Raw genomic sequence first — 17122 nt, 5'->3', positions numbered from 1 at the left:
GTGTCGTGCGCGGCGTGGTGATTACGATGCGTGTGTGTTGCGGTTCGCTTTGCTTTACTTCGGATCGCGCAAGTAGACAACGGGGCGACCGTTATCAGAGTGCCGGCTCGCGAGAGACCAGCGCGAGCAGGGTATCGAATGCATCGACGGCGCCCGCGCATGCGTCCGCGATCTGCGCGTCCGTCGTCACGTCATTGCGCATCGCACGAATGAAACGCTGCCAGTGTGGACCAACCGGCATACCGTCCTGCCCGAGATAGCGTAGCGGATGCGGCGCCAGCCGCTCGTGAAGACGCCGGTACAACACCGCGCCGCCCAGCTGCGAACCCTCGATCACATAACCGACACCCCAGCGATATGCACGGCTGCGCTCGTCGCGCGGCCATTCGATCGTTTCGACATCCTGCGTGACGGCCGGCATCGCGGAATCGCCGAGATCCGCGTCGATCAGCGAAGTGCGCTCGATGCGATCGAGCACCGACGCATCCTGAGGACCATCGTCGAAGAGTGCTAGCCACGCTTCGAGCGGCGCGAGCCACGCGCGCAGCAACAGCAGATGGTTGCGATAGTCGACGAGCGACGGTGTCTCAGTGGACAGTGGCATCGATTGATCGAGCACCGCATGCCGGCTGCCGGTGGCGACGCGCAGCGCGGCGAGCACGTCGGCAGCGGCCTCGGGTGAGTCGGTTCCCGTCGGGATGAGGGTCATGAAGTTCCTGGATTGAACGCATGGCAGGATGTGAACGCGGCGCCCATGATAATCCGCGCGGTGCGCGCAGTGTGGGCGAGATCACATTCCGCCGATTTTAAGCAGCAACCCTGTTTCGTTGTTTTCCCACGTCACATCGCAAAGCCATTCAGAGAGGCCCGGCATTTAAACAGACCAAAGCGGGCAATGCCACCGAGAGGATTTCATCTGGATCCGCTTCTTTCGCCCGAGCGATTGCGCAAACGTTTGCGCTATGTCTGGCGTGCCTTTCCGGGGAGCCAGCTGGCCCGCGACGCCGGTAATTTTCGGCTGTGCGAATTTATTCGCACTACGGAATTTCTATTATTCGATACCGATTTTGCGCTTCGTTGGGTACACCACATTTTTCGATCGTTAAACAACAGCCTTTGTTGTGCGTGGGTTAGCGAACGGTTACGACGACTCTGGCCGAATAACGTGTGCGCCATGTCGATCGAGGCGGCGCGATTGTCCGAGACCGCCATTTGAACGTCGGGGCGTTCACGTTTTGTGAAGCGCACTTCCAGATATAACCATTAGGAAAACGAAATGATTAGACGAAATCGGAGGGACGAACAGCGCATGCCGGTCAAGGCGATTCTGGCTTTGGCAGTTGGACTGTACGCGGCAGCAGCCTGCGCGCAAACCGACACCGGCAGCAGCGGGGGCGTGACCGGCGCCCCTTCGTCACACGTGCGACTCGCGACCCAGGCTCACATCGACCTGGCCCAGAACACTGTCGGCGGTGGCTGTCCGGACAAGGCAGCGCCTGGCTGCAAGGTCGAAACGGACGCTACGGGCCTTGACAACGGCGGCGTGTCGGACGGCTCGTCGCAGCTCGGTTCGAGTAGTTCGAACGGACTCGGCTACGGCGGCTCGAGCGATGGCACGGGTTCGGGTTCGGGTGCCGCGGGTGGGAAGGGTAGCGGCGGTGGTAGTGGCAGCGGGACGGGTTCGTCGGGCAGTACCGGTTCGGGTAGCGGCTCGGGCACGGGTACTGGCACCGGCACGGGTACTGGCACCGGCACGGGTACTGGCACCGGCACGGGTACTGGCACCGGCACGGGTACTGGCACCGGCACGGGTACTGGCACCGGCACAGGTACTGGCACCGGCACGGGTACTGGCACCGGCACCGGCACGGGTACTGGCACCGGCACGGGTACTGGCACCGGCACGGGTACTGGCACCGGCACGGGTACTGGCACCGGCACGGGTACTGGCACCGGCACGGGTACCGGCACCGGCACTGGCACCGGATCAGGCCCAGGATGCGGTGACGGTCACGGTGATGGCGGTCATCACGGTAGCGGTGGCTACGGTGACGGCGGCGACGGCGGTCACGGAGAAGGCGGCAATGGTGACGGCAGTCATCATGGCGACGGCGGTCATCATGGCGATGACGGTGGTCACCACGGCGATGATGGCGGTCATCATGGCGATGATGGCGGTCATCACAGTGGTGACGGCAACGGTCATAGCGGTGACGGTGGCGACGGTCACAGCGGCGACGGCAAGGGTCACAGTGGCGACGGCAACGGCCACAGCGGTGATGGCAACGGCCACAGCGGTGATGGCAACGGCCACAGCGGTGATGGCAACGGCCATAGCGGCGATGGCAACGGCCATAGCGGTGATGGCAACGGCCACAGCGGTGATGGCAACGGCCATAGCGGCGATGGCAACGGCCATAGCGGTGATGGCAATGGCCACAGCGGTGATGGCAATGGCCACAGCGGTGACGGCAACGGCCACAGCGGTGATGGCAATGGCCACAGCGGTGATGGCAACGGCCACAGCGGTGATGGCAACGGCCACAGCGGCGACGGCAATGGCCACAGCGGTGACAGTGGCAAGGGCCACAGCGGCGACGGCAACGGCCACAGTGGTGATGGCAACGGCCACAGTGGTGATGGCAATGGCCACAGCGGTGATGGCAATGGCCACAGCGGTGATGGCAATGGCCACAGCGGTGATGGCAATGGCCACAGCGGTGATGGCAATGGCCACAGCGGTGATGGCAACGGCCACAGCGGTGATGGCAATGGCCATAGCGGTGACAGTGGCAAGGGCCACAGCGGCGACGGCAACGGCCACAGCGGTGATGGCAACGGCCACAGCGGCGATGGCAATGGCCACAGCGGTGACGGCAACGGCCACAGCGGTGACGGCAATGGCCACAGCGGTGACAGTGGCAAGGGCCACAGCGGCGACGGCAATGGCCACAGCGGCGACGGCAATGGCCACAGCGGCGACGGCAATGGCCACAGCGGCGACAGTGGCAAGGGCCATAGCGGTGATGGCAAGGGCCACAGCGGCGATGGCGGTGAAGGCCACAGCGGCGACGGTCACGGCGAAAGCGGCCATAGCGGCGACGGCCATGGCGAAGGTGGCAAGGGCGGCTTCGGCCACGGCGGCTTTGGTGGCTTCGGCCATGGAGGCTTCGGCGGCCACGGCGGCGGTTATGGCGGCGGCTGCGGCGGTGGCGGCCACGGCGGCGGCGGATCGCACTGACACCAGCCAGCCCTCGCGATGCGTGTCCGGATTCGAGGACACGCATCGCAGGCGGGAAGATGCACCACCCGCCTCGAACGCGCGCGACGGCACGCCATGCCGTCCGCGCGTTTTTTATTTTTCAGCGTGAAGCAGCGAACCGCATGAGCGCGCAACCACCCCCGCTCATCCAGCCCAAACCGCCAAACGTTCAATCCCGATCCGGCGCCCCCAACGGAAACAGCGGCCGATACTGTCGCGCTTCATCGACAGCGCGTGCAAACGACGGTCGCGCGAGCAACCGCTTCCGGTAAGCGATCACGTTCTTGAACGACGCGTCGATCCGATGGGTCCAGTCGGCATAGAAGAGCGACGGCGCCGCCGCGCAATCGGCCAGACTGAAGCGCTCACCAGCCGCCCATTCGCGATCGGCCATGCGCACATCGAGCCACGCATAGGCCCGCTCGAGCATCGCGCGCGCATCGGCGACGCCGCGCGGATCCTTTTCTCCTTCGGCACGCAGGCTGTCGTACACGATCCGCTGCTGCGGCGTCGATACATAGTTGTCGAAGAACCGGTCCAGGTTGCGCACCTCGAACGCTGCCATCGGATCGGCCGGCAAGAGCGCGACGGGTCCCGGATGACGCACTGCCAGATACTCGATGATCGACGTCGCTTCGGTCACAACGCGATCTCCGTCCACCAGCAGCGGAAACTTCTTCAGCGGCCACAGGCTCGCGAATTCCTCCAGCACCTGTGGATCGTCATGCGACAACAGGCGCCATTCGAACGGAATCGCGTTTTCGTACAGCGCGATCAGCGCCTTCTGGCAATACGACGAGAACGGGTGCGCGTAAAGCTTCAGTGTGGTCATCGGGATCACCTTTACCGGGTTATTGCCGCGTGGGCGAGCATAGCAGGAGCACTTTTACCGACGACGATCGACGCCCGCCGCAATCGACACGACATGACATGACCCGCGGCAATCCGATGGTCCATCCGTTGCTGCACCGCATCGCGAACACCCCGACCAGCGCCGGCTGGCGCGCATCCGCTTTGCATCGATGCGCGCCGCTGCCGCAACCCGGTTTCCCTGTGTGAAGAATTGGGTCTAGACTGAAATCACCCCTTTGCTTCGCTTGCGTCAACCGGACAGCCGGCTCCAGCCATCGGTCGACGCGTCGCGCGAATCGAAGCGCACCGGGTCGATTCGCGTCCCTTCACTTCCGAACAAGGACAACCATCATGGCCGATACGAGCGTCATGGCACGGAAGTCTGTCGCAGACATCGTCGCAAGCGCGGACACCGAAGGCGGACATCATCTTTCGAAATCGCTGAACGCGATCAGCATCACCGCGATGGGCATCGGCGCGATCATCGGCGCCGGGATCTTCGTGCTCACCGGCACGGCCGCCGCGCATTACGCGGGGCCGAGCATCGTGCTGTCGTTCGTGCTCGGCGGCATTGCGTGCGCATTCGTCGGGCTCTGCTATTCGGAGCTCGCCGCGATGCTGCCGGTATGCGGCAGCAGCTACACGTACACGTATGCGACGCTCGGCGAGATCTTCGCGTGGGTCATCGGCTGGGACCTGATTCTCGAGTACGCGATGGGCGCCGCAACCGTCGCCGTCGGCTGGTCCGGCTACATCGTGAGCCTCCTGCGCAACGTCGGCATCGACATTCCCGCGCAGCTCGCGGCCGCGCCCGGCACGGCCGTCAAACTCGCGGACGGCACCGCCGCGATGGGCATCGTCAACATTCCCGCGATCGTGATCATCGCGATCCTCACGACGATGCTCGCGCTCGGCACGAAAGAATCCGCGCGTCTGAACAACGTGATGGTCGCGATCAAGCTGACCGTCGTCGTTGCGTTCATCGTCATCGGCGCGTTCTTCGTGCATCCCGCCAACTGGCATCCGTTCATTCCCGCAAACACGGGCAGCTTCGGTAACTTCGGCTGGAGCGGCATTCTGCGCGGCTCGGCGGTGGTGTTCTTCGCGTTCATCGGTTTCGATGCGGTGTCCACGGCCGCCCAGGAAGCACGACAGCCGCAGCGCGACATGCCGATCGGCATTCTCGGTTCGCTGATCATCTGCACGGTGCTGTATATCGCGGTGGCGAGCGTGCTGACCGGCCTCGTGCCGTACACCGAACTGAACGTGCCAGACCCGATCGCGAAGGGCGTCGACGTGATCGGCGTGACCTGGTTCTCCGTCGTGATCAAGCTTGGCGCGCTGACCGGCCTCACCACCGTGATTCTCGTGCTGCTCTACGGACAAAGCCGGATCTTCTTCACGATGTCGCAGGACGGACTGCTTCCGCGCGTCTTCGCGAGCGTGCATCCGCGCCTGCAAACACCGTATCTGAGCCAGATCATGATCGGCACGATCGTCGCGATCGTGAGCGCGCTCACGCCCATCGAGGTGCTCGGCGAAATGGTGAGCATCGGCACGCTGTTCGCGTTCATTCTCGTCTGCGGAGCAGTCGTCTATCTGCGCCGCAGCGACTCCGACGCGCACCGTCCGTTCCGCGCGCCGGGCGTGCCCGTCATCCCCGTGCTCGGCATCCTGTTCTGCCTGCTGCTGATGGTCGGACTGCCGCTCGTCACGTGGCTGCGGCTCGTCGTGTGGCTCATCATCGGCATGATCATCTATCTGTCGTATGGCCGGAATCACTCGCGCCTGAGGCATCCGGACCGTCATTGACGTAGCCGCCACCGCGTTGAACGACGCGCGAAAAACCACATGTTGATCGTCGCCTGACGCGGTTTGCGGGCTGGTCAGCAAGCCGCGGAAATTCTTGCTAGATTGCGCTCTGGCCGCCATGCGTCACGGTCCCGGCGGCCTGCCTCGCGTTTGAAACGCGCGCGGCGGCATGCGCGTCATGCCGCCGCCGACAACAACACTTGATCCAACGGTCTGGAGAACGATATGGACGGTCGCAAGACCGGCCCTGGTGCGACTCGCGCCCAGAAAATCAGGCAAGCGATGCCGGGCGCAGCAGTCGATTGTTGAACCGGAGGAGATGGATGATGATGCGTAACTCGTTGCTCGCAGTATCACTATTCGCAGCCAGCGCAGGCGCGTATGCGCAAAGCAGCGTCACGCTGTATGGACGTATCGATGCAGGGCTCGAATACATGTCGGGCGTGCCGACGGGCGTCGGCGCGAACGGCCAGGCCACCGGCAGCACCCACAGCTTCCGCGCGGAAAGCGGCGACTGGGGCACGAGCCTGTGGGGTTTGAAGGGCTCCGAAGATCTGGGCGGAGGCAACCACGCGGTGTTCCACCTCGAAGGCGCCTTCAACACGATGAACGGCTCGCTAGGCGCGAGCAATACGCTCTTCGACCGCTATGCGACGGTCGGCATTTCGAACGATCAGTACGGCACGTTGCTGCTCGGCAAGGAGCTGTTCATTTCGAACGGCGTGTGGGACTTCGATCCGTTCGGGCAATCGAACTGGTCGTCGGCATCGCTCGTGCGCGGCCGCAACTGGCTGCATTCGAGCAACAACATCTCGTACCAGTCGCCGACCATCCACGGCTTCGACGTGCAAGGCCAGTACGCACTCTCGAACGCGACCAGCTGGAACGGCAACGGCACGACGCCGCAAGGGCGCTGGGACGGCATTCAGGTTACCTACACGTCGCAGCTCTTCCAGGTGCGCGGCATCTACGACGAGATGCGCAACGCGCAGAACGGCACGCTCGACGACGCCTTTACGGCTTCGCGCGAATACACCGCAGCGGTCAACGTGTTCATCGGCCAGTTCAAGCTGCAGGGCGTGTACCAGGCAATCCGCACGTCGGGAGAAACCGCCGCGGCGCTGGGCAGCCCGACCACGCTCGACCATGAGTGGGGCGGCATTACGTGGCAACCCACCACCGCCGCATCGCTGATCGCCGCCGTGTACCACGTGAACGGCAACAACGGTGCCGGCAATGCGACGATTTACACGGTGGGCGGCTCGTACAACCTGACGAAGCGCACGCTGTTCGATCTGCAGATCGCCACCGTGCAGAACAGCAAGGCCGCGAATTTCGGCCTCAATGCGAATGACGAAGGCGATACGACCGCGACCGGCAATCCGTTTCCCGGTCACAGTCAGACCGGCGTCTATGCCGGCATCCAGCATCTGTTTTAAGGTTTAGCGACGATCGACGACACGCGCGCACGAAGGTGGGCCGGCCGTCTAGAGCCGGGCCGTCGCGCGCTCAAGTCGCATTCCGGATCGACACATGACGCGTCACGATGTGACGTGACGCGCCACACATATGTGCGTCCGCAATCACTGCCCGTTGTTCTGCATCGTGCCGTTCTGCGGGGACATCTGCATGTTGCCGCTCATCGAGCGGTTCGCCGGACTCGGCGTCGCACCAGTGCCGGTACCCTGGCCGCCGCCCACGCCGGTTACGCCCGGCGAGCCATAGCCCGTGTCCGCGCTCGACCGGTTCCAACCCTGATTGGCGCCGCCCGCACCCGGGACGGTGACGCCTGCTGCACCACCGGCGTTGCCGCCGCCGGCACCTACGCCGTTACCGCTCGAATTGCCGCCGCCGTTACCACCTGCGGCCTGTGCGAACGCGCTGCCTGAAATCGCAGCCGCGAACGCGAGTGCCAGCCATTGCTTCGTTTGCTTGCGCATGAACGTTCTCCCGTTTCCAGTGATGTCCGTTGCATCGCGACGATTGCCGCGTCTGCATGGGAGGAGATTTGCAAGCGGTGTGCCGCCTCGGGAAATCGATGCACGTTGCGTGACTCTCACCGACTCGTCATGCAGTTCAACGCAGCCACGGCGCATCATCGGTATGCGCGGTTTTTCCATAACGCTCGCGCGCGGCAGCAACGATTGCCGCGTCGATCTCGCGATCGTCCGCAAGCGCCTTCAATGCGGCAATCACGATGCTCGCGCGATCCACTTCGAAGAACTCGCGCAACGCCTGCCGCGTGTCGCTGCGGCCAAAACCATCGGTGCCGAGCGTGACGTAACGGCGCGGTACGTACGCGCGAATCAACTCGGGCACCGCGCGCACGTAATCGGTCGCGGCGATCACCGGACCATTCGATGATGCGAGCGCCGCCGTCACGAAAGGCGTAACGTCCGTTTCGCCAAGCCGCGTTTTTCGTTCGGCATCCATACCATCTCGGTGCAGCTCCGTAAAGCTCGTGGCGCTCCACACCGCTGCACTAACGTTCCAGTCGTCCTTCAGCATCCGTTGCGCGGCCAGTACTTCGCCGAGAATCGCGCCGGCGCCAAGCAGTTGCACGCGCGCCGACTCGTCCGACGCGAACGGCAAACGATAGAGGCCCTTCAGGATCGCATCGCGCAATGCGTGGTCCTGGTCTTCAGACATCGACGGCTGCGCGTAGTTCTCGTTCGTCACCGTCACGTAGTAGAAAACGTCGCGCTGCGCTTCGACCATCTCGCGCATGCCCGCATCGACGATGGCCGCCACTTCGTACGCGAACGCGGGATCGTACGCGCGGCAGTTCGGGATCGTCGACGCGGCGAGATGGCTGGTGCCGTCCTGATGCTGCAACCCTTCGCCACCGAGCGTCGTGCGCCCCGACGTCGCGCCGACGAGAAAACCGCGCGCCCGTTGATCGGCCGCGGCCCAGATCAGGTCGCCGATGCGCTGGAAGCCGAACATCGAGTAGTACAGATAAAACGGCAGCATCGGGAAATCGTGCACGCTATACGACGTCGCCGCCGCGATCCACGACGAAATCGCGCCCGCTTCCGAGATGCCTTCTTCGAGAATCTGCCCGCGCGTGTCCTCGCGGTAATACAGCATCGAGCCGAGATCTTCCGGCTCGTAACGCTGGCCATGCGGCGAGTAGATGCCGACCTGCCGGAACAGGTTCGCCATGCCGAACGTGCGCGCTTCGTCCGCGACGATCGGCACGACGCGCGCACCGACGTCGGCGTCCTTCAGCAGCGCGCCGAGCATGCGCACGAGCGCCATCGTCGTCGACATCTCGCGGCCGTTCGTTTCCAGCGCGAACGCGCCCCAGGTGCGCGTCGAAGGGACGGTCAGCCCCTTCGACGCCGCTCTCCGCCTTCTGGGCAGACAGCCTCCCAGGGCAGCCCGGCGAGCATGCAGGTAGCGCATCTCCGGGCTGTCTTCCGCTGGCTTGTAAAACTCGAGACGCTCGACATCGCTATCCGAAAGCGGCAACCTGAAACGGTCACGGAACGCTTTCAGGTCGTCGATTTCGAGCTTCTTCTGCTGGTGCGTCGTCATCCGCCCCTGCCCCGCCGCGCCCATGCCGAAGCCTTTCATCGTCTTCGCGAGGATCACGGTCGGCTGGCCGCGATGCGCGAGCGCGCGCGCATACGCGGCGTGCAGCTTGCGCGCGTCGTGGCCGCCGCGGCGCAGACGGTCGATCTCCGCATCGGTGAGCTGCGCGGCAAGCGCTTCGAGCATCGGGTTCTGGCTGAAGAAGCGCGCGCGGTTGTACGCGCCGTCGTTGGCCGAGAAGGTCTGGAACTGGCCGTCGACGGTTTCGGCGAACGCGCGCGCCAGTGCGCCGGCATGATCGCGCGCGAACAGCGGGTCCCAGTCGGAGCCCCACAGCACCTTGATCACGTTCCAGCCCGCGCCCGCGAACAACGCTTCGAGCTCGTCGATCACGCGGCCGTTGCCACGCACCGGACCGTCGAGGCGCTGCAGATTGCAGTTGATCACGAACACCAGGTTGTCGAGCCCCTCGCGCGCGGCGAGCGAAAGCGCGCCGAGCGATTCGGGTTCGTCCATCTCGCCGTCGCCGAAGAAACCCCACACGGTACGGCCTTCAGTCTGTGCGAGCCCGCGGTGCTGCAGGTAGCGCATGAAGCGCGCCTGGTAGATCGAGTTGATCGGACCGATGCCCATCGATCCGGTCGGAAACTGCCAGAAATCCGGCATCAGCCACGGATGCGGATACGAGCAGAGCCCCGGCCCCGCGATCTCACGGCGGTAATGCTTCAGGTGTTCCTCGTCGAGAAAGCCTTCGAGAAACGCGCGCGCATAGACACCCGGCGACGAATGCGGCTGGAAGTAGACGAGATCGCCGCCAGCTGTCGCGCCGCCATCCGATGCCGCCGCGCGAAAGAAGTGATTGAAGCCGGTCTCGAACAGGTCGGACGCCGACGCATAGCTCGCGATGTGACCGCCCAGCTCGCCATACGCGCGATTCGCGCGCACCACCATCGCGAGCGCGTTCCAGCGCAGCGCCGCGGAGAGCCGCTCTTCGAGTTCGAGGTCGCCCGGATACACGGGCTGCTCGCTGGCCGGAATCGTGTTGACGTAGGGCGTCACGAGCGCGCGGGCGAGCGACAGACCGCGCGCGTGCGCATGCTCGGCGAGCCGGTCGAACAGGTACTGCGCGCGCGCCTTGCCCACATGCGCGACGATGCCGTCGAGCGCGTCGAGCCACTCGGCCGTTTCCTGCGGATCTTGGTCCGCGCGCGTGGCATCAGCGGTGGCATCGGCGCGCTTCGCCGGTTCCATTCCGTTCGACAGGTCCGTCATTGCAGTCTCCCGCACGCTGCACAGTGCGTGCATCTCAGGGAGTCATGCTACGCGGCGATCCGCAAAATATGCGTCTGATTTCATTGGTCAATTTCTGCTGGATAGTGTAAATATTCCGGATATCCGCCCATCCACGGAATATTTCGACCATGAGCACGACCGCCCGGCGACTCGACCGCATCGACATCGGCATCCTGAACCAGCTGCAGCAGAACGCGCGGATCACGAACGCGGAACTCGCGGCCGCGGTCAACCTGTCCACCACGCCGTGCTTCAACCGCGTTCGCGCGCTCGAAAAGCTTGGTCTGTTCCGCCAGCAGGTCACGCTGCTCGACCCCGAACCGCTCGGGCTGCGCATCAACGTGTTCATCCAGGTCAGTCTGGAAAAGCAGGTCGAAGACGCGCTGCGACGCTTCGAGGAAGCGATCTCGCAGCGGCCCGAGGTGATGGAGTGCTACCTGATGTCGGGCGATGCCGACTATCTGCTGCGCGTAGTGATGCCCGACATGCGCACGCTCGAGCGCTTCATCATCGAACGGCTGACCACCATTCCCGGCGTGTCGAACATCCGTTCGAGCTTCGCGCTGAAGCAGGTGCGCTACAAGACCGCGCTGCCGCTGCCGGCGTCGGGACTCGCGCTCGTCGATCCAGACGAGACCTCGAACGACTGGGGCTGAACGCTGAACACTGCGCACGCCACCGCGAATGGAACCGCAAGAAACGGCAAGGCGCGGATGCGGCGCCGTGGGAAGATGAATCGCGCTCATGTCATAGAGCGTGCAGCAGCCTCCATCGCAACCGCAATATTTCTCACATACCCGTGAGAAACGATCGTTTGATGGGCCTGCCGCACGCGATTACGATGTGGGCCGTCGAGCACGGTCGGATCCGTTCCGGCGACGCACGGCATCGTTTCACGACGGCCTGAACCGTCCGCCCACGAAGCGCCGTTACGATGGGTCCGTACCTCGACTCTTAACCCGCGCGATAGTTGCCATGAACCCGATCAACGTCATCCAGTTGCTGATTCTCGCCGCCCTGTGGGGCGGTTCATTCCTGTTCATCCGCATCGGCGTCGCCGACTTCGGCGTTGCGCCGCTGATGGCGCTGCGCGTCGGCATCGGCGCGCTGTTCCTGCTGAGCGTGCTCGCGCTGCGGCGTCCGCCGCGCGAAACGCTCGCCACGCTGCGCGCACGCGCGTGGCCGTTGTTCGTCGTCGGCATCCTGAATTCGGCGGCGCCGTTCTGCCTGTTCGCGTATGCGGAGCTGACGCTGTCCGCGGGCGTCACGTCGGTGATCAACGCGACGACGCCGCTGTGGGGCGCCGTGGTCGCATTCCTGTGGCTGAAAGACCGGCTGAGCACGCTGCGCGTGGTGGGCCTCGCGATCGGTTTTGCCGGCGTGCTGGCGCTCGTATGGGATCAGGTCGCCGCATCGCAGGGCGCGAGCACATCGGCCACGACCACCGCGCTCGCCGCCGGCGCCGCGCTCGCGGCCACGCTGCTGTACGGCATCGCGGCAAGTTACACGAAGCGTCATCTGATGGGCGTGGACTCGCTGATGGTCGCCGCCGGCACGATGACCGGCGCGACCATCGCGCTGGTGCCGTTCGCGATTGCATCGTGGCCGACGGTCGCGATCTCGTGGCAGTCGTGGGGCTCGGTGATCGCGCTCGGTATCGCGTGCACCGGCATCGCGTACATGCTGTTCTTCCACCTGCTCGCGGTGGCCGGCCCGGCTCGCGCGATCACCGTCACCTTCGTGATCCCGATCTTCGGCATCCTGTGGGGCGCGCTGTTCCTCGGCGAACCCGTCACGCTGTGGATGGTGAAGGCCTGCGCGACAATCCTCGTCGGCACTGCGCTCGCAACGGGTGTCGTGAAGCGGCTGCCGTTCACCGGCTCGCGGCGGCAACGCGAAGCTTGAACGGCAGAGGTTCGAACCGCGGAGGATTGAACCGCATCAAGCTGCCATGCCGGCCGTCATCGAGTCGGCAGACGCGCGCGCCGCGACGATCGCATCGACGATGTACGACGCGTCGCGCGCGATGCCCGAGAAGCGGCCCGAGCCCCATGTGTGCAACCACGGCAGTCCGACGAAATAGAGACCCGGCTGCGGCGTCACGCCGCGCGCATGTGCCGGGTAACCGCGGCCATTGAAGACCGGCGCGTCGAGCCAGCCAAAATTCGGTGTGAAGCCAATACACCACACGATCGACGTGATGCCGCTCGCCGCGAGATCGAGCGTGTCGCGTTCCCGCACCGGCCGCCAGAGCGGCTCGTACGGAACACCCGGCGGCGCATCGAGACCGAGCTTCGCGATATGGCGATCGATGCTCGCGTTGATGCTGTTGTAGGTGGCGTCCGCGGCATCCAGCACTTCCGCGAGGTTCGGCCTGAAGGACAGTTGCCCGGCCCGCAGATCCTCGAGCCGGCCGTACAGTTCCATCCCTTCTGCTGCAAAGCGGCGCAGATCGATGTCGCGGCCGCCGTCGCGGCCCGTCACGTAGTGATTGGTGTTGTCGCGCACGCCTTCGCGCAGCGGATGCTGCTCGACCGGCATGTCGTAATAGCGCATGTCCGCGAGCCAGTCCACCACGTCGCGGCCGCGATAGAAGCGCGCGCAACGCGGTGCGTCGCCCACCGCGAGCACCACTTCACGGCCCGCCAGGTGCAGGTCTTCGGCAATCTGCGCGCCCGACTGCCCCGATCCAACCACCAGTACCCGCCCTTCCGGCAACGCCTGAGGATTGCGGTATTCCGACGACTGCACCTGCGCGATCGAAGCCGGCAGCCGTTCCGCCATGCGCGGCACGATCGGCGTGTGATATCCGCCGGACGCGACCACCACATGGTCCGCCGTGAACTCGCCGCGCGACGTGTCGACCGCATAGATGCCGTCCGCGCCGCGCTTCACGCGCCGCACCTCGGTATGCTCCAGCACCGGCGCCTCGAGCGTTGCGATGAAGCCGTCCAGATATGCGACGATTTCGCCTTTCACCATGAAGCCGTGTGGATCGTTGCCGCGATACGGATAGCCGGGCAACGCGCACTGCCAGTTCGGTGTGACCAGGCAGAACGCGTCCCAGCGCTGCGTACGCCACGTGTGCGTCATCGTATGCTTCTCGAACACGAGATGATCGATGCCCGCCTGCTTCAGGTAGTAGCTGACCGACAGCCCCGCCTGGCCCGCGCCGACCACGATCACGCCGACATGGCGACCGGCCGCGCTGGCCGATGAAATGGCTTCGTTCGACATGGCGAATCCTTCTCCTTAATCAGTTCCGGCGATGAGCCCCAACGCTCATCGCAACGCGAGCACGGTCACGGCCGCGTCGGGCGCGTCCGTGAATCGTTCGGCTTCGAGTTCGATGCGCGCGAGCTGGTCCATCGCTGCCGAGCAGGCGAAGCCGTACTTCTCGCGCACCCGCTCCGAGCCGATATGCAGCGCCTTGCGCGAACGCTCGACGAAATCGCCGAGCCGGTAACGCTCGCCGGGCGTGAAGAATTCCTGGACCACGGTCGAAGGCGAATAGCAGTCGGTTTCGCTGCCGTCCGGCCATCGCACGCAAAAGTGCATCACGGGCATGGTGTGGACTCCGTCAATAGCGTTTCGGCGGTCGTGCCTGTCGCACGCGGTGCACGCGGCGCATGCGGCACACGCGCCACATGCTGCCGATACAGTTCGAGATGCCGGCTGGCGCTCGAGTCCCAGCTGAAGCGCCGCAGCAACGCGGGCACAGCCTGCTCGAAATCGATGCCACCGCGATCGGCAAGCGCGCGTCGCAACGCGGCCGCAATCGACTCCGGATCGTCCGGCTGCGCCCAGCAGCAGGTCCGCTCATCGAGGTACTCGTCGAACGGGGCCCGTTGCGACACGACGACCGGCTTACCGCTCGCGAGCGCTTCGAGCACGACGAGTCCGAAGCCTTCGCGCAGCGACACCATTGCGACGACATCCGCGATACGGAACAGCCCCGGCATCGCCGCATCGTCAAGCGGCCCCGTCAGCACGACAGGTTCGAACGGCCCGCTCGCGACACCGAGTTCGCCCATGCGTTCGATGAAGCGCCGCGTATGGCGGTCGTGATCCAGCAGGCTCGCACCTCCTGCGATCACGAGTTGTGCCGCGGTCGGCCGCGCGCGCAACAGCGCGAATGCTTCGAGCAACCGCAGCGTGTTCTTGCGCGCCTCGATGCCGCCCACCGCGAGAATGACCGGGCCGCCGGCGCCGATACCGAGGCGCTCGCGCAATGCGCAATCTGCCGCATGAACGTCATCGCCGTGGGGAGCGCTACGATAGCGCTCCGTATCGACGCCATTGGGCACCGTCCATGCATCGACACCGTGCTCGTCACGCATCGCGCGGGTCCAGCCGTCGCTCACACAGAGCAGCGTGTCCGCGTCCTGCCACGCGCGCTGTTGCCAGCGCGCGAGCTGCGGCTCGGCGAAACGATCGAGGTGGTGCACGGTCCGCACGAAGCCGCGTATCGCACCTGCCGCCTTCAGCTCGGCAAGCGCGTTGCCGCTGATGCTGTCCTGCGCATGCAGCACGTCGAATGCGTCGGCCGCGCAGGCGGACAGCGCGTGCTTCAACGCGTCGATGCGCGCCCGCACCATCGCCACCATGTCGCGCGGTGCGTCTGCGATGCGAGCCAGTACGACCGGACACGGCGACCCGCGAAACATCGCTTCGCGATCCGAGGCGGGTGCGAAGATCGTCACGTCGCAGCCGCGCCGGTGCAGCGCCGCCGCCAGTTCGACGGTATGCACGACGCCGCCGCGCGGATTCACCGAGTGCGTGAACAGCGCGATCCGCAGCTTGGGTCCGCTCATCGCACCGCTCCCTGCGGCGCGCCGATGAACGTCGACTCGCGGAAATCCCATAGACGCGCGCGCTCGTCGCCTCGATGCACGACGACCTCGCGGCCCGCATCGAGCACGCCAATGTCCGCGCAGGCAATCGAGCGCGCGCCGAAACGCGCGATCACTTCGTCGACGTGACGAGGCCGCACCGCCATCACGAAGCCGAAGCTCGGAAACGCGGTCAGCCAGCGCTCGAAATCGACGGCCTCGGGACGAGGTATCGCGTCCAGATCGATCCGCGCCCCCACCGCCGAGCAGTCGAACAACATCAGTGCCGTGCCCAGCGCGCCCGCCATGCTGATGTCCTTGGCCGCATCGCACAGACCGTGTTCCGCCAGCACGGGCAGCAGTTCCAGGTCGTCGCGCAGCCGCGCGGGCGGCGCGCCGACCGACGCATTCCAGAACGGATACGGCTCTTCGAAGCGCCCTCGCAGATCGACCGCCATCACCAGCCGGTCGCCGGGACGCGCGTTGAAGCTCGACAGCAACGCGTTCGCCCGGCCGACGATCGACACGGCAAGCTGCGACTGCGCGCTGCGCGTATTGCTGTGGCCACCTACGACCGGCACGCCGTACGCGGCCGACGCTGCCGCCATACCGGCCAGCACCGGCTCCGCGCGGGCGAGGCCATCGCTCCACAACGCATCGACGACAGCGAGCGGCCGGCCGCCCATCGCGTAGATGTCGCTAACGTTGACCATCACGCTGCTATAGCCCGCGAACCACGGCATCGCGTCGACGAAATCGCCGACCAGCCCTTCGATCGCGAACAGCAGATAGCCGTCGCCGTCGCGTATCGCGGCGCAGTCGTCGCCGAGGCCGACCGCCTGCGCGAGTTCGCCGGCATCGCCCGCGCCGCGCCGCGGCAGGCCGCGCGCAAGCGCGTCGACGACACCCGCGATGTCGTGCTTGTGACGAAAGCCGCGACTCGCGCGCAGCCGCTCGACGAGAGCGGCGACGCTCATCGCGGCGGCTCCGCGCGCACCACGAGCCCCGCATGCGGCGTCGCGCACGGCGGGTAGTGTTCGAGCTGCGCGCGCATGCGCTGATGCGGCCGGCCGAACAGCAGCTCTTCGCCGAGCGCGTCCCAGTGCAGGCGCTGGAACAGCGCGACGTTCTGTTGCTGCACGTGCGCGAAGAACGTGTCGCAGCCGCATGCATGCGCGCTTCGCACGGCGAGTTCGATCAGCGTGGTGCCGATGCGCCCATGCCGGCGAAACGCCGGATGCACCGCCAGCCGCGAGCCGAGCCATTCGCCCGGCGCAATGCGGTGAATGCGCACCGTGCCCACCACCTGCTCCGTCATGCCCGCGATGCAGCTCACCGCGACGATCTGCTGCGCGCGCTCGTCGACGTCGTCGCGATCGTCGCGCGCGAAGATGCCCTGTTCGGCGCAGAACACCGCGCGGCGCAGCCGGAACGCCTCGTCGGCTTCCCACGGCAGCGTGGTCCACTTGATGCGGAACTCGGTGGGCGCGAACGTATGCGCGAGTGCCTCGAACTCGAAGGTATCGATGAACAT

Annotated in this window: 14 protein-coding genes; 4 read left to right on the top strand and 10 right to left on the bottom strand. The window is 65.5% G+C overall.

The window, feature by feature from the left end; genetic code table 11:
• Positions 1–94: 94 nt before the first annotated feature.
• The 3 genes from DVS29_RS08215 to DVS29_RS08195 all read right to left on the bottom strand — a co-directional run bounded on the left by DVS29_RS08215 (position 95) and on the right by DVS29_RS08195 (position 4094).
• On the bottom strand, positions 95–709 hold the full coding sequence (locus DVS29_RS08215) for a biliverdin-producing heme oxygenase (protein WP_118179951.1): 615 nt from the start codon (positions 707–709) through the stop codon (positions 95–97).
• A 1278-nt stretch (positions 710–1987) separates the two neighbouring features.
• Complete coding sequence (locus DVS29_RS08205) at positions 1988–3283, bottom strand: hypothetical protein (protein ID WP_164707866.1); 1296 nt, start codon at positions 3281–3283, stop codon at positions 1988–1990.
• Between the two features lie 148 nt (positions 3284–3431).
• Complete coding sequence (locus DVS29_RS08195) at positions 3432–4094, bottom strand: glutathione S-transferase family protein (RefSeq protein ID WP_118179949.1); 663 nt, start codon at positions 4092–4094, stop codon at positions 3432–3434.
• Between the two features lie 371 nt (positions 4095–4465).
• Between DVS29_RS08195 and DVS29_RS08190 the strand changes: the two genes are divergently transcribed.
• Positions 4466–5926, top strand: coding sequence for an amino acid permease (locus tag DVS29_RS08190; RefSeq protein ID WP_118179948.1), 1461 nt, complete (start codon positions 4466–4468; stop codon positions 5924–5926).
• Between the two features lie 329 nt (positions 5927–6255).
• Entirely contained in the window at positions 6256–7365 is a 1110-nt protein-coding gene (locus DVS29_RS08185; protein WP_118180139.1) for a porin, read from the top strand.
• 144 nt (positions 7366–7509) lie between these two features.
• Here the strand turns inward: DVS29_RS08185 and DVS29_RS08180 are convergent, their stop codons facing one another.
• Both DVS29_RS08180 and mdeB read right to left on the bottom strand, forming a co-directional pair.
• Positions 7510–7866 (bottom strand): hypothetical protein, encoded by a 357-nt coding sequence (locus DVS29_RS08180; RefSeq protein WP_118179947.1) that lies wholly within the window; start codon positions 7864–7866, stop codon positions 7510–7512.
• A gap of 136 nt (positions 7867–8002) precedes the next feature.
• A complete protein-coding gene (mdeB, locus tag DVS29_RS08175) occupies positions 8003–10735 on the bottom strand; it encodes an alpha-ketoglutarate dehydrogenase (protein WP_118179946.1) in 2733 nt (910 codons plus the stop codon).
• Positions 10736–10884: 149 nt separating this feature from the next.
• Here mdeB and DVS29_RS08170 point away from each other — a divergent pair, with 149 nt between their 5' ends.
• Positions 10885–11412 carry an Lrp/AsnC family transcriptional regulator gene (locus DVS29_RS08170; protein WP_118179945.1) on the top strand — a complete coding sequence of 176 codons (528 nt, stop codon included), beginning with the start codon at positions 10885–10887 and terminating at the stop codon, positions 11410–11412.
• A gap of 319 nt (positions 11413–11731) precedes the next feature.
• On the top strand, positions 11732–12661 hold the full coding sequence (locus DVS29_RS08165) for a DMT family transporter (protein ID WP_118179944.1): 930 nt from the start codon (positions 11732–11734) through the stop codon (positions 12659–12661).
• Positions 12662–12697: 36 nt separating this feature from the next.
• Here DVS29_RS08165 and DVS29_RS08160 read toward each other — a convergent pair whose 3' ends face one another.
• From DVS29_RS08160 to DVS29_RS08140, 5 genes are read right to left on the bottom strand one after another with little or no spacing between them, the layout of a single operon-like run.
• A complete protein-coding gene (locus DVS29_RS08160; RefSeq protein ID WP_118179943.1) occupies positions 12698–13993 on the bottom strand; it encodes an MSMEG_0569 family flavin-dependent oxidoreductase in 1296 nt (431 codons plus the stop codon).
• 45 nt (positions 13994–14038) lie between these two features.
• Positions 14039–14323: an MSMEG_0570 family nitrogen starvation response protein gene (locus tag DVS29_RS08155; protein WP_118179942.1), complete on the bottom strand. Its 285-nt coding sequence runs from the start codon at positions 14321–14323 to the stop codon at positions 14039–14041.
• A complete protein-coding gene (locus DVS29_RS08150; RefSeq protein ID WP_118179941.1) occupies positions 14314–15570 on the bottom strand; it encodes an MSMEG_0565 family glycosyltransferase in 1257 nt (418 codons plus the stop codon). The genes DVS29_RS08155 and DVS29_RS08150 overlap by 10 nt, the downstream gene beginning before the upstream one ends.
• Positions 15567–16565: a sll0787 family AIR synthase-like protein gene (locus DVS29_RS08145; protein WP_118179940.1), complete on the bottom strand. Its 999-nt coding sequence runs from the start codon at positions 16563–16565 to the stop codon at positions 15567–15569. The genes DVS29_RS08150 and DVS29_RS08145 overlap by 4 nt, the downstream gene beginning before the upstream one ends.
• Positions 16562–17122, bottom strand: a complete 561-nt coding sequence (locus tag DVS29_RS08140; protein ID WP_118179939.1) for an MSMEG_0567/Sll0786 family nitrogen starvation N-acetyltransferase — start codon at positions 17120–17122, stop codon at positions 16562–16564. Before DVS29_RS08140 ends, DVS29_RS08145 begins: the two co-directional genes overlap by 4 nt.

The organism is Paraburkholderia phosphatilytica (assembly GCF_003443895.1).
GTDB classification, from domain to species: Bacteria; Pseudomonadota; Gammaproteobacteria; order Burkholderiales; family Burkholderiaceae; genus Paraburkholderia; species Paraburkholderia phosphatilytica.
The sequence above is the reverse complement of the archived record's forward strand: the minus strand, read 5'-3'. Positions and strand labels throughout refer to the sequence as shown.

Excerpts from the sequence above, each read along its gene's own strand:
- DVS29_RS08150 (WP_118179941.1), bottom strand. The coding sequence starts at position 15,570 with ATGAGCGGACCCAAGCTGCGGATCGCGCTGTTCACGCACTCGGTGAAT.
- DVS29_RS08215 (WP_118179951.1), bottom strand. The coding sequence starts at position 709 with ATGACCCTCATCCCGACGGGAACCGACTCACCCGAGGCCGCTGCCGAC.
- DVS29_RS08165 (WP_118179944.1), top strand. The coding sequence starts at position 11,732 with ATGAACCCGATCAACGTCATCCAGTTGCTGATTCTCGCCGCCCTGTGG.
- DVS29_RS08155 (WP_118179942.1), bottom strand. The coding sequence starts at position 14,323 with ATGCCCGTGATGCACTTTTGCGTGCGATGGCCGGACGGCAGCGAAACC.
- DVS29_RS08195 (WP_118179949.1), bottom strand. The coding sequence starts at position 4,094 with ATGACCACACTGAAGCTTTACGCGCACCCGTTCTCGTCGTATTGCCAG.
- DVS29_RS08170 (WP_118179945.1), top strand. The coding sequence starts at position 10,885 with ATGAGCACGACCGCCCGGCGACTCGACCGCATCGACATCGGCATCCTG.
- DVS29_RS08140 (WP_118179939.1), bottom strand. The coding sequence starts at position 17,122 with ATGTTCATCGATACCTTCGAGTTCGAGGCACTCGCGCATACGTTCGCG.
- DVS29_RS08190 (WP_118179948.1), top strand. The coding sequence starts at position 4,466 with ATGGCCGATACGAGCGTCATGGCACGGAAGTCTGTCGCAGACATCGTC.
- mdeB (WP_118179946.1), bottom strand. The coding sequence starts at position 10,735 with ATGACGGACCTGTCGAACGGAATGGAACCGGCGAAGCGCGCCGATGCC.
- DVS29_RS08145 (WP_118179940.1), bottom strand. The coding sequence starts at position 16,565 with ATGAGCGTCGCCGCTCTCGTCGAGCGGCTGCGCGCGAGTCGCGGCTTT.
- DVS29_RS08160 (WP_118179943.1), bottom strand. The coding sequence starts at position 13,993 with ATGTCGAACGAAGCCATTTCATCGGCCAGCGCGGCCGGTCGCCATGTC.
- DVS29_RS08185 (WP_118180139.1), top strand. The coding sequence starts at position 6,256 with ATGCGTAACTCGTTGCTCGCAGTATCACTATTCGCAGCCAGCGCAGGC.
- DVS29_RS08180 (WP_118179947.1), bottom strand. The coding sequence starts at position 7,866 with ATGCGCAAGCAAACGAAGCAATGGCTGGCACTCGCGTTCGCGGCTGCG.